Below are 11198 nucleotides of genomic sequence, written 5' to 3' on the forward strand. Positions count from 1 at the left end.
CGCGCCTTTTGCCATTCGACAACCCTTGTCCGCACACAGTTTGCCGCAGGTCGCGTCAGCTCTTGCCTGAAAGCCCGGGGTAATGGGCATCAATCGCGTTGAATGTCCCTGTCAGCACCATTTCAACGGCAACCGCGACAAGAATAATAGCCATGACCCGAGTGACCACATTTATCATCGTCGGCCCAAGAACGCGCGAAATCGGATCTGCGAACAACAAACCAAGTCCCACAATTGCGCAAGCTATAAGGACCGCCGAACCCAATGTGACAATCTCGGCCCCGTCTGGCAGGCTATGCGCAAACACGATGGTGGTTGCGATTGTACCGGGGCCAATAGTCAGGGGGATCGCCAAAGGCACAACGGCGATGTTGCTTTTCTTCGCCCCATCTTGCACGGCCTGCTGATCCCCCTTTGGCCGGTCCGATGAATTCAGCATAGACATGCCGACCCCGAGTATGATCAAACCGCCCGCAATACGAAATGACGGAATGTCGATCCCGAAAACGGCCAGAATTTCTTCGCCAATCAAAACGGCAATCAATGCGACAGCAACAACCGTGGCAGTCACGATCAGCGCGACCCGTTTGCGCTCGGCTGCCGTGTAGGAATCGGTCATGCCTAGGAAAATCGGAATACCGTACAACGGGTTGAAAATCGCGAGCAAAGCCGCAAGAAATTTCAGAAAAACTGCCTGGTCGAATAGTTCAGCCATTTCACGCCTTGCTTAGAATTGCCTCGGCAGACAATGCGAGACAATCCATGGCACTGTCAAACGCCACTAACAAAAGAAAAAACGCCGCTTGACGAAGCGGCGTTTCGACTTGTCCCGAGGGCAGAGATTCAGTTGATCAGCGTCGGCTTGGTTACATTGCTTTTTGGCAAAACGCCCAAACGACGGGCAACTTCGGAATAGGCATCTGTCAGATTGCCCAAATCTCTCCGAAACACATCTTTGTCCAGCTTTTGGCCACTTTCGATATCCCAAAGACGACAACTGTCGGGGCTGATTTCATCTGCCACGATCAAGCGTTGATAATCGCCTTCGAAAACACGCCCGATCTCGATCTTAAAGTCGACCAGACGAATGCCAACGGCCAACATCATGCCGCTCATGAAATCATTTACGCGCAGAGCGAGGCTTAGGATATCGTCCATATCCTGCTGGCTGGCCCAGCCAAAAGCAGCGATGTGCTCTTCGGTCACCAGCGGATCACCCAGCGAGTCATCCTTGTAGCAGTACTCGACGATGGGGCGCGGCAATTGAGTACCTTCGGCAATACCCAAACGTTTGGACATCGACCCTGCAGCATAGTTGCGCACGATGACTTCCAGCGGCACGATTTCACAGCTGCGCACCAATTGCTCACGCATATTCAGGCGGCGAATGAAATGTGTGGGAACGCCAATCTGGTTCAGGCCGTTCATGAAATATTCGCTCAGGCGGTTATTCAGCACGCCTTTACCGTCGATCACGTCCTTCTTTTCCGCATTGAATGCGGTCGCGTCGTCCTTGAAGTACTGAACGATCGTACCCGGTTCGGGACCTTCATACAGAATTTTGGCCTTGCCTTCGTAGATTTTCTTGCGACGCGCCATAAGCGACCCTTCCAGACTGTGAAGCGAGAGATTTCCCACTTTGTTGCGCCCTCATAGTCCAAGCCCCCCTTTCCCGCAAGTTCAGTAAGCCGAGGGCCTTTGACGCAGCGCAAATCCCTTGCGTCGAAGCGTTGCTATGGTCATATCTGCAAAAGACAAGATGTAATCCAAGAGGTCCCCAACCAATGACCACATTTGACGAACGCGAAAACGCCTTTGAAGCGAAGTTTGCCCATGACGAAGAAATGCAGTTCAAAGCACAAGCACGCTGCAACAAACTGCTGGGTCTTTGGGCCGCAGAAAAGTTGGGAAAATCCGGCGAAGAGGCTGAAGCTTATGCCAAAACTGTCGTGATCGCCGATATGGAAGAGGCAGGCCACGAAGACGTCGTCCGCAAAGTGTCGGGTGACTTGGGATCACTGTCGTCTGACGATGAAATCCGCGCGAAAATGACTGAACTTCTACCCGAAGCCAAATCGCAAATCCTGAGCGAGGCGGATTAACCCTCTACCCTTGAACTCATGATCTTCATGAGTTTTATGAATTTGATTTGAAGCCCCGGTCATGAGACACGGGGCTTCTTATTTTTTTCGGCTCCGCCGACTTTTCGGGAACGCCCAATGACAAACGCGCTGACTGATCTTCTTGCCGCAAATAATGCCATCCTTGCCGACGGTGCGACCGGCACAAACTTGTTCAATATGGGATTGCAGTCCGGGGACGCACCAGAATTGTGGAATGTGGACGCGCCGGACAAGATACGGGCTTTGTATCAGGGATCAGTTGATGCGGGCAGCGATCTGTTTCTGACCAACACGTTCGGTGGTACGTCAGCACGGCTTAAATTGCACGACGCCCAGAATCGTGTCGGTGAATTGAATCGTATTGGCGCCGAGCTTGGTCGCGAAGTTGCTGACAAAGCGGGCCGGACGGTCGTTGTGGCTGGTTCGGTCGGTCCGACCGGTGAGATAATGGAACCTGTCGGAGCTCTGTCCCATGCCGCGGCGGTCGAAATGTTCCACGAACAGGCTGAAGCGTTGAAAGCGGGCGGCGCGGACGTCCTGTGGCTGGAAACGATCAGCGCCCCCGAGGAATTCCGCGCGGCGGCCGAGGCGTTTGCTCTTGCCGATATGCCTTGGTGTGGCACCATGAGCTTTGACACTGCTGGTCGCACCATGATGGGCGTCACGTCGGCCGACCTGGCGCAGCTGGTTGAAACCCTGCCAAACCCGCCCGTTGCTTTTGGTGCAAATTGCGGAACCGGCGCATCGGACATCCTGCGCACGGTGCTGGGTTTTGCTGCACAGGGCACAGAACGTCCCGTGATATCGAAAGGAAATGCGGGCATTCCCAAATATGTGAATGGGCACATCCATTACGACGGTACACCCGAACTGATGGCGCAATACGCCGCAATGGCGCGTGATGCGGGTGCGACGATTGTTGGCGGTTGTTGTGGTACAATGCCTGACCACCTGCGCAAAATGCGCGAGGCGTTGGATAGCACGCCCCGTGGAATGCGCCCGACACTTGATCAGATTACTAATGCGCTGGGGCCGTTTTCGTCCGCATCTGATGGCACCGGAGACGACGCGGTGCCAGAGCGCCGAACCCGCCGCCGCCGTGCATAAAGCTCAACGCCCTTCGAATTTCGGGGGGCGTTTTTGCATGAAGGCTACAACGCCCTCGGCAAAATCCCGAGACCGCCCGCATTCACCCTGAAGGTGGGCTTCGATCTCAAGCTGTTCAGCCAGCGTCTTTTCGTAAGTACCACGGATCGCCTTTTTGATCGCGCCAAACCCAGCGGTCGGACCGCTGGCCAGATAGGCGGCTCGGCGTCGCCAATGGGCGTCGAAATCGGCATCCGGGACGGCCTCCCAGATCATGCCCCACTCATCGGCTTGCCGCGCGCTGATCTTGTCCGCAAACAGAGCGGCCCCCATCGCTTTGGCAAAGCCCATTTGGCGCGGGGTAAACCATGTCCCGCCAGCATCCGGCAACAAGCCGATCCGGGCAAAAGCCTGCAGGAAATAGGCGCTTTCCGTTGCAATCACTACATCCGCGCACAAGGCCATATTGCAACCGGCCCCCGCAGCCGGGCCGTTCACAGCGGCAATGGTGGGAACCGGACAGTTGTAGATCGTTTCGAGCATTGGCTCGTATTCATCCCGCAACGTGCGTTCGAGGTCGATTTTTCCCGTGGTCGAGGAATCGCCCAAGTCCTGTCCGGAACAGAACGCGGCCCCTGCCCCAGTAAGCACTACGGCGCGTGCATTGGCTGCGGCCTCTTTCATGGCATATGCGACTTCGGCCCGCATCTGGGCGGTCATCGCATTCATCTTGTCCGGTCGATTCAGGGTCACTACCGCCAAATCGTCCGAGATGTTCAGCAGCACGGTTTCATAATCCATCAGGTTCCCCCCCAAGCACTATTCTTAAGGACAAGCCTGACTTAATTCACAATCAAGGGAAAGACCGACCAAGGGTCAGTCCTTCAGAATTTGCTCTAACCGCTTCTTTTCAGCGTCGCTAAGCCCGTCAATGTCCACGGACGCGTGCGCATCTGCGCGCTTTCGAAGGAAACTCCAACCCACCGCTGCAGCAATCAACAACATGATCGGTCCCGCAAGCCACAGCAGCAGGTTCGAACCAGTTATGGTAGGCTTCAACAGCACGTATTCCCCATAACGGTCTACAATGAAGCTGATTGCTTCTTCATCGCTATCGCCCGCAACAAGCCGTTCCCGCAACAACAGGCGCAAATCCCGCGCCAGCCCGGCATTGCTTTCGTCAATGCTTTCATTGCGACAGACCAAACAGCGTAAACCGGTACTCAGGTCGCGTGCACGTTGTTCCAAGACCGGATCGTCCAGTACCTCGTCTGGCTGCACGGCGTATAAAGGCGATGCGATAATCGCCAGGATCAGGATCAGGCGTTTCATTCTGCTGGCACTCCGCCTGTTGGGGCCTTGCGTGCGCCTGCGGCCACGCGGAACCTTCTGTCGGACAGGCTAAGGAACCCACCCAAAGCCATCAGGATACAACCGCCCCAGATCCAGTTTGCCAGAGGCTTGATGTAGGTTCGCATCACCCAGCCTCCGTCAGCCTGCTGATCGCCGATCACGACGTACAGATCCCCTAAGAACCGGTAGTCGATCGCCGCTTCGGTCGTTGGCATTCTGGCAACAGGATAGTCCCGTTTTTCCGGGTGCAACATACCCATGGGGCGGCCGTTCTTTTCCACCCGAACATCGGCGGTGGTCGAGAAGTAGTTGGGCCCTTGCACGCGGCGGACATCGTCCAGTGTCAGGGTGAATTGACCAACCTCAAAAGGCTGACCAGGCTGCGCCACGCGGATATCCTCAACCTCCCACGCGGTCAGGCCGGCAATGGCAAACATGGTCACGCCAAGCCCGGTATGCGCAACGGCTTTGCCCCAATCGGCTCCGGGCAGCCGGAACAGGCGACTTAGGCTTCCGTTGCGGCCCGTACGGCTCCACAAATCAACCGCAGCACCAAAAGTGATCCACGCGCCAAGGAACAGACCAATTGGGCCAAGCGCGCTGCGCCCCGTTTGCATAACCCAGACCAGTATCGCCAAAGCCACGGCTAATACAAAGGCGTAGCGAAGCGAATACGCCGCCTTGCCAATCTTGCCGCGTTTCCACGGCATCATTGCGCCCACAGGTAGAACGATACCCAAAACGATCATGAAGGGTGTAAAGGCCGCATTGAAAAACGGTGCCCCGACCGAGAGTTTCCGGTCAAAAGCCATCTCGGCCACCATCGGCCACATAGTGCCGAAGAACACTACAAAGCAGCTGACAGCCAACAGAATATTATTCAGTACCAGTGCGCTTTCACGGCTGACCATGCCAAAGACGCCCTTGGCCTCCATAGCTTGCGCGCGTGCGGCAAACAGCGTCAGCGCACCACCGATGAAGATGACCAAAATGAACAGGATAAAAACGCCGCGTTCCGGATCGTTGGCGAAGGCATGAACCGAGGTCAGCAAGCCCGAGCGCACGATGAACGTGCCAATCAACGAGAACCCGAACGCGATGATCGCCAACAGGATCGTCCAGCTTTTCAACGCCTCGCGTTTTTCGACAACGATGGCGGAATGCAGCAACGCAGCAGCCAGAAGCCAAGGCATGAACGACGCATTCTCGACGGGATCCCAGAACCAGAACCCACCCCAACCCAGTTCATAGTAGGCCCACCAAGACCCCAGCGCGATCCCAATGGTCAGAAAAACCCACGCCGCCAGTGTCCACGGGCGCACCCACCGACCCCACGCCGCGTCGATACGGCCTTCGATCAAGGCAGCAACGGCAAAGCTGAACGCCATGCTGAGACCCACGTAACCCAAGTACAAGAACGGAGGATGGAACGCCAAACCGGGATCCTGAAGCAATGGGTTCAGGTCCCGCCCATCAAAGGGCGCAACGACAAGCCGGTCAAAGGGGTTCGATGTGAACAGGATAAAGGCATAGAACGCCACGCCAATCGCGGCCTGAACGGCCAGCACGCGCGCCTTCAGTGTAGGTGGCAAACCCGCCCCGAAAATCGCAGCCATCCCACCGAATATGGCCACGATATAGACCCACAACAACATGGAACCCTCATGGTTTCCCCATGTCCCGCTGATCTTGTAAAGCATTGGTTTAGCCGAATGACTGTTCTCGACCACGATGCGGAGCGAGAAATCCGATGTGGCAAAGGCCCAAACCAGCGCACTGAAAGAAAACGTCATGAGCACCAGTTGGGCCACCGCGGCGGTTTCCCCAAAAGTCATCCAACCCGTCCACCTTTTGGACGCGCCAACCAGCGGAATGACGGACTGCACGATCGCCACGAGAAAGGCGAGGATGAGGGCGTAGTGACCAAGCTCTGTAATCATGGCCCTGCATATAATCCTGTTGCACAGAAAGCACCAATAACTTTCGCGTCCCGAAGGCGCACATAGTGTCGCGGCTCATGCCGTGCGGGCGCGCCTCCAATCGTCCAGTGCCCGGTTTTCGTCAGGGTTCAGCGCGTGCTCGGCAAGGGTTACATCGGCCCTCGGATCAGCCGCGCCAACGGAATTCGCCCGCATATGTCTGAGTTCCGCGATATTCTGGGCGACCATAGGCGCGCGCCGCACTGTCGCCGAAAGCTCGCGTTGCCAGTCCTGCATTTTGGCCTGGTGCCGCGCGCCGAAATAGAACGAAACAATAACCCCCAAAAGCCACCACAACGGTTCAGGCACAAGGGCGATGCCCTGCATCCGCGCCGCAAACCAAAGGGGGTCCACCATTGCCGCCACAAATAGCGCAAGCGTACCAAGCGCCAGAGCAGGACGCGGCAATCGGTTCAGGCCGTCCATAAAACGGTCGAAACCACCCTTGCGCGGCACGGCATATTCAGCACCGAACTGAACCATTGCTTGCTGTTGAAGTGACAGGTCCCGTTCGGCACCTTTTTCCGCATTTTCACGAAACACTTCGGCAGTTTCGCGAACAACATTCCTTCCGTCCCCAAAAAGGAACGACAAAAAACCCGAGATCAATCCCATCCCGCAACCCTCTGTTGAAATTCCGCATCGCTCAGGTGGTACCCCGGAGAGACAAATTCCTCTGCTCTGCGAATCCACCCACCCTTGTGTCCAGTTTGCGTGCGCGCGTATTTCCGCGAAGCAACGCGCCCATCGGCAATCCGGAAATAATAATTCCGACGCGCCACACCATACGCGTCTCGCAGGGCAATCGGGTCGGGCAGCGCGGCAGTCTTGCTGGCCTTCGCAGTTTGTGGGCCGACAACACCGTCAACTGTGATCTTAAAATCCATTTTCCTCAGTAGATATTGAAGTATTTTAACCGCTTGCGCGCCCGCGTTGACGTACATGTCAAAGACAGAAGGTTGCAGTACCTCTGGCAACATGCCCAGTCTTGGGCCCTTGAAATAGTGAGACACGAAAATATCGACAGCCTGCGTTTTTGAGAGACGCTTAACGTCTTGGCGTGTAATGAATCCATCACCGGTCAAGTCCAGCCCCAAGCGCCGCATTGTGTGGATCGTGACACCGTATTTTGTCACTCCGCCCGGATCATCCGGGTCGTCTACAAAGCCACCTTCGCGCGATACGATATCAGTCGCGATCTCTTGAACCGATTGCATTGCATCCTCCGCTTGAATTCGCACAAAGGCTGCAGTCTCTGGGTTAAGAGCGATCTACGAAAAAGGGCGCTGCTACCGCAACGCCCAATAACATTCCTATCTATTCGAGGGGTCAGCCTTCGCTCGGCTCCACATACACGCCTTGCTCCTTCAGCGCGTCCACAACCTCTTTGGGCATGTAGGTTTCATCGTGTTTGGCAAGAATTTCGGTCGCCTCGAATACGCCATTCACATAAGAACCGGTTCCGATCATACCCTGGTTTTCTTCGAACAAGTCCGGCAATACGCCTGTGAAAGCGACTGGTACACTTTCCCCGCCATCGGTTACGACAAATGTCACCGTTTCGCCCTGCCCGCGCACGATCGAGCCCTCTTCGACCAAACCGCCAATCCGGAACACTTCGGTGGATTTTGGCGGCTCTGCGATCACCTCGCTAGGCGAGCGGAAAAAGTTGATACCGTCCTGCAAAGCCCAACCGATCAATGCTGTAGATGACACAAGGGCCACGACTGCCAGCAGAATAATCTGTACGCGACGGCGTTTCTTGAGCGACTTCATGATATCCTCATGGGAACAGAGGGGCCATCATCAGGCCCGTTGTTTCAGCTTCACCTAACATCAGGTTGGCGTTCTGCAAGGCTTGGCCACTGCTACCTTTTGTCAGGTTATCCAGAGCACCGATCACGATCGCGCGACGTTCGATCCGGTCGCCCACTACACCGATATGGCAAAAATTCGAGCCCCGCACGTGGTGGGTCGATGGAGTCTCGCCAAAGGGTAGCATCTGGATAAAAGGCTCGTTTTCATAGGTCTTGGTCAACGCCTCGTACACGCTGGCCGGATCGCCTTTGACATAAGTGGTGGCCAGAATCCCCCGGTTCGCGGGCACCAAATGCGGTGTAAACTGCACCTTGACCGGACGGCCTGCCAATGCCGAGAATTCTTGGTCAAACTCACCCAGATGGCGGTGTGTGCCGCCTACGGCATAAGCGTTGTACCCCTCGCTAAGTTCGGCGTGCAGCAGGTTTTCCTTGAGCGACCGCCCCGCGCCGGACACCGCGCATTTGAGGTCCAGAATGATGTCATCCAGATCGATCACATTGGCCGAGATCAGCGGGCGCAGCACATATTGCCCTGTCGCCGCGTTACAGCCAGTGCCCGCCACCAGACGGGCGCTGCGGATGTCGTCGCGGTAAAACTCAGTCAGGCCGTAGACGGCCTCCTCCTGTTGCGCCAGAGCGGCATGGGGGTTGCCGTACCATTTTTCATATTCCGCCGCATCACGCAGACGGAAATCGGCGGATAAGTCGATGATCTTGAGGGTCTTGGGCAGATCGCGGATCACTTCCTGACTGGTCTTATGCGGTAAGGCACAGAAACACAGGTCGATCTGCGAAAAGTCGATTTCGGAAATCTTGCACAGGTCCGGCAGGTCCATGTGGCGCAGATGCGGAAAGACCTGTGCCATGGTCATCCCGGCCTTCCGCTCGGCGGCCAACGCGGCGATCTCCATGTTGGGGTGTTCGGCAATCAGCCGTACCAGTTCAGCGCCTGTATAGCCCGAAGCCCCTAGAATTGCGATTTTATGGGTCATGTCAGACCTCTTGTTTGCGTGGTGTCACATGTCACGACCGCCGATGCGACGGTCTTGGATTAAATCAGCGCAAGGCTGGGTGTCCTTGACCTAAGTCAGACAGCCTCGAAGGTGATTTGTCGTCGCAGGAACTGCGTTGCACGGTCGCTGACCGTGGCGGGCTTGCCGGTTGTCAGGAAACCGCCCTGCCCCATGCCCTGCATGTTCGGATGGCGCTCCAGATAGTCCGCAAGGCTTTCGGCGACCAGAGCGCCCTGACTGAACACCTGCACATCCTCACCCAGCGCGGCCTGAAACTCGTCAGCCATCAACGGATAATGGGTGCAGCCCAGAATGGCCGCCTGCGGTTCGGGCATTTTACGTTTGAGCGCGTCCACATGGCTGCGCACCAGTGCCTCGGCCAGAATCATATCGCCGTCTTCGATGGCATCGACCACACCGCCACAGGCCTGCGCCTCGACATCCACACCGATGGCGCGGAAAGCCAGTTCGCGTTGGAACGCGCGGCTAGAGACCGTCGCAGGCGTCGCAAACAGCGCCACATGCTTGACCGCAACCTCGCGCGGAGGGCTGTTGTCTCCCCATTGCCGTTCGGTCAGCGCCTCGATCAAAGGCACAAAGACACCCAGCACGCGCTTGCCTTCGGGCACGCCCTCTTCCTGCATCCGGCGCAGAGCCGCGGCGCTGGCCGTGTTGCAGGCCAGAATCACCAGATCACAGCCCCGGTTCCAAAGCTCGTTCACCGCGCCGCGTGTAAGCTCATAGATGTTCTGTGCGTCCCGCACGCCGTATGGCGCATGCGCACTATCCGCGTAGTACAGGAAATCCAAGTCCGGCAGACGTTTCTGCGCGGCGTCCAGAACGGTCAGACCGCCCAAACCAGAATCAAAAATACCTACTGCCATTAGCCCCTTCAGGCGCGATGCCGTTCCTCAAACTCATAGCCGTAGTCATAAGACTCTAACGGCGTTGGAGACAGCTCATACGTGGCTTTGCGCAGGAAATCCATCATCTTGCGCGTGTCCTTGGCCAGAGGGTCCAAAACGTCGCGGCCGATGGGCTCTCCGATCACCACTTTGACCGGAGTGTCGACGCGCTTTTTGAACTCTTTGATCAGCAAGCCCATGCGCAAAGTGTTGTGCAGATGGCTGGCGACCTGGAACAGGCGCGAGGTGTGGCCCTCAAAGAATACCGGCACCACGGTTGCGTTCGACTTGGCCACCATACGCGCCGTAAACCCGCGCCAACCCGGATCCATGGGGTATGAGAAAGGTTTGACCCCGGTGCTAACCGTGCCACCGGGGAAAATCCCGATCGCTCCACCCTCATCCAAATAATTCAGCGCAGTTTTGCGGGTATCCAGATTCAGCTTCATCGCCTCTTTCGTTTCATCGAACGAGATCGGCAGGATGATGCGGTTCAAATCTTCGGCTTTGCGGAATACGCGATGGGCCAGTATGCGGAAATCGCCCCGAGCCTGAGACAGGATGTGGCCCATCATCATCCCATCCAGAATGCCGTAAGGATGGTTGGCGATCAGGATCAGCGGACCGGTCTGAGGGATGTTGGATAACGCGCCACCGACTACATCCAGCGACAAACCATACCGGCCCACCATAACCGACCAGAAATCGCGCCCCTGCGCGACCTCGTGCTCGTACCCATCCGCACGCTTGATCAGGCGCATGCGGCCTGTGGTATTCTCCATCAGTTTGATCACCATCCGTCCGCCTTTCGTTTCGGCGGAATGAGCATAAGAAATGTCACGAGCGACGTGGCGGCGCGAGGGCATGGTTGTCTCCGAAACTTGCTGCCTGCAATCTATGTGCGGCTAACAATCTTGCC

Annotated in this window: 13 protein-coding genes; 2 read left to right on the forward strand and 11 right to left on the reverse strand. The window is 56.6% G+C overall.

The window, feature by feature from the left end:
- Nucleotides 1-55 precede the first annotated feature (55 nt).
- Entirely contained in the window at nt 56-715 is a 660-nt protein-coding gene (locus ACR3EG_RS11455; protein WP_480495794.1) for a MarC family protein, read from the reverse strand.
- 128 nt (nt 716-843) lie between these two features.
- The gene (purC, locus tag ACR3EG_RS11460) at nt 844-1599 is read right to left on the reverse strand and encodes a phosphoribosylaminoimidazolesuccinocarboxamide synthase (protein ID WP_209197287.1); all 756 of its coding nucleotides are present in this window, start codon (nt 1597-1599) and stop codon (nt 844-846) included.
- A 185-nt stretch (nt 1600-1784) separates the two neighbouring features.
- On the opposite strand from purC, the gene ACR3EG_RS11465 reads away from it, so the two are divergent.
- Together ACR3EG_RS11465 and bmt are read left to right on the forward strand one after the other, a co-directional pair.
- Nucleotides 1785-2102: a DUF1476 domain-containing protein gene (locus ACR3EG_RS11465; protein WP_170751086.1), complete on the forward strand. Its 318-nt coding sequence runs from the start codon at nt 1785-1787 to the stop codon at nt 2100-2102.
- Between the two features lie 117 nt (nt 2103-2219).
- On the forward strand, nt 2220-3230 hold the full coding sequence (bmt, locus tag ACR3EG_RS11470; protein WP_480495797.1) for a betaine--homocysteine S-methyltransferase: 1011 nt from the start codon (nt 2220-2222) through the stop codon (nt 3228-3230).
- 3 nt (nt 3231-3233) lie between these two features.
- Here the strand turns inward: bmt and ACR3EG_RS11475 are convergent, their stop codons facing one another.
- The 9 genes from ACR3EG_RS11475 to ACR3EG_RS11515 form a co-directional block, all read right to left on the reverse strand.
- The gene (locus ACR3EG_RS11475) at nt 3234-4010 is read right to left on the reverse strand and encodes an enoyl-CoA hydratase-related protein (RefSeq protein WP_480495799.1); all 777 of its coding nucleotides are present in this window, start codon (nt 4008-4010) and stop codon (nt 3234-3236) included.
- A gap of 75 nt (nt 4011-4085) precedes the next feature.
- Complete coding sequence (locus tag ACR3EG_RS11480) at nt 4086-4541, reverse strand: cytochrome c-type biogenesis protein (RefSeq protein WP_480495801.1); 456 nt, start codon at nt 4539-4541, stop codon at nt 4086-4088.
- Complete coding sequence (locus ACR3EG_RS11485) at nt 4538-6502, reverse strand: heme lyase CcmF/NrfE family subunit (protein WP_209196947.1); 1965 nt, start codon at nt 6500-6502, stop codon at nt 4538-4540. The genes ACR3EG_RS11480 and ACR3EG_RS11485 overlap by 4 nt, the downstream gene beginning before the upstream one ends.
- Before the next feature lie 75 nt (nt 6503-6577).
- Complete coding sequence (locus ACR3EG_RS11490) at nt 6578-7156, reverse strand: holin family protein (RefSeq protein ID WP_480495803.1); 579 nt, start codon at nt 7154-7156, stop codon at nt 6578-6580.
- On the reverse strand, nt 7147-7758 hold the full coding sequence (locus ACR3EG_RS11495; RefSeq protein WP_480495804.1) for a holin-associated N-acetylmuramidase: 612 nt from the start codon (nt 7756-7758) through the stop codon (nt 7147-7149). The genes ACR3EG_RS11490 and ACR3EG_RS11495 overlap by 10 nt, the downstream gene beginning before the upstream one ends.
- 112 nt (nt 7759-7870) lie before the next feature.
- On the reverse strand, nt 7871-8317 hold the full coding sequence (gene ccmE / locus ACR3EG_RS11500; RefSeq protein ID WP_170354088.1) for a cytochrome c maturation protein CcmE: 447 nt from the start codon (nt 8315-8317) through the stop codon (nt 7871-7873).
- A gap of 7 nt (nt 8318-8324) precedes the next feature.
- Nucleotides 8325-9353, reverse strand: a complete 1029-nt coding sequence (gene argC / locus ACR3EG_RS11505; RefSeq protein ID WP_480495807.1) for an N-acetyl-gamma-glutamyl-phosphate reductase — start codon at nt 9351-9353, stop codon at nt 8325-8327.
- Nucleotides 9354-9448: 95 nt separating this feature from the next.
- On the reverse strand, nt 9449-10258 hold the full coding sequence (murI, locus tag ACR3EG_RS11510) for a glutamate racemase (RefSeq protein ID WP_480495809.1): 810 nt from the start codon (nt 10256-10258) through the stop codon (nt 9449-9451).
- 8 nt (nt 10259-10266) lie between these two features.
- Nucleotides 10267-11145 carry a lysophospholipid acyltransferase family protein gene (locus tag ACR3EG_RS11515; RefSeq protein WP_480495811.1) on the reverse strand — a complete coding sequence of 293 codons (879 nt, stop codon included), beginning with the start codon at nt 11143-11145 and terminating at the stop codon, nt 10267-10269.
- Nucleotides 11146-11198: the final 53 nt, after the last annotated feature.

This window comes from Ruegeria sp. AM7 (genome assembly GCF_056535965.1).

Excerpts from the sequence above, each read along its gene's own strand:
- ACR3EG_RS11455 (WP_480495794.1), bottom strand. The coding sequence starts at position 715 with ATGGCTGAACTATTCGACCAGGCAGTTTTTCTGAAATTTCTTGCGGCT.
- ACR3EG_RS11475 (WP_480495799.1), bottom strand. The coding sequence starts at position 4,010 with ATGGATTATGAAACCGTGCTGCTGAACATCTCGGACGATTTGGCGGTA.
- argC (WP_480495807.1), bottom strand. The coding sequence starts at position 9,353 with ATGACCCATAAAATCGCAATTCTAGGGGCTTCGGGCTATACAGGCGCT.
- murI (WP_480495809.1), bottom strand. The coding sequence starts at position 10,258 with ATGGCAGTAGGTATTTTTGATTCTGGTTTGGGCGGTCTGACCGTTCTG.
- bmt (WP_480495797.1), top strand. The coding sequence starts at position 2,220 with ATGACAAACGCGCTGACTGATCTTCTTGCCGCAAATAATGCCATCCTT.
- ccmE (WP_170354088.1), bottom strand. The coding sequence starts at position 8,317 with ATGAAGTCGCTCAAGAAACGCCGTCGCGTACAGATTATTCTGCTGGCA.
- ACR3EG_RS11515 (WP_480495811.1), bottom strand. The coding sequence starts at position 11,145 with ATGCCCTCGCGCCGCCACGTCGCTCGTGACATTTCTTATGCTCATTCC.
- purC (WP_209197287.1), bottom strand. The coding sequence starts at position 1,599 with ATGGCGCGTCGCAAGAAAATCTACGAAGGCAAGGCCAAAATTCTGTAT.
- ACR3EG_RS11465 (WP_170751086.1), top strand. The coding sequence starts at position 1,785 with ATGACCACATTTGACGAACGCGAAAACGCCTTTGAAGCGAAGTTTGCC.
- ACR3EG_RS11495 (WP_480495804.1), bottom strand. The coding sequence starts at position 7,758 with ATGCAATCGGTTCAAGAGATCGCGACTGATATCGTATCGCGCGAAGGT.
- ACR3EG_RS11485 (WP_209196947.1), bottom strand. The coding sequence starts at position 6,502 with ATGATTACAGAGCTTGGTCACTACGCCCTCATCCTCGCCTTTCTCGTG.
- ACR3EG_RS11490 (WP_480495803.1), bottom strand. The coding sequence starts at position 7,156 with ATGGGATTGATCTCGGGTTTTTTGTCGTTCCTTTTTGGGGACGGAAGG.
- ACR3EG_RS11480 (WP_480495801.1), bottom strand. The coding sequence starts at position 4,541 with ATGAAACGCCTGATCCTGATCCTGGCGATTATCGCATCGCCTTTATAC.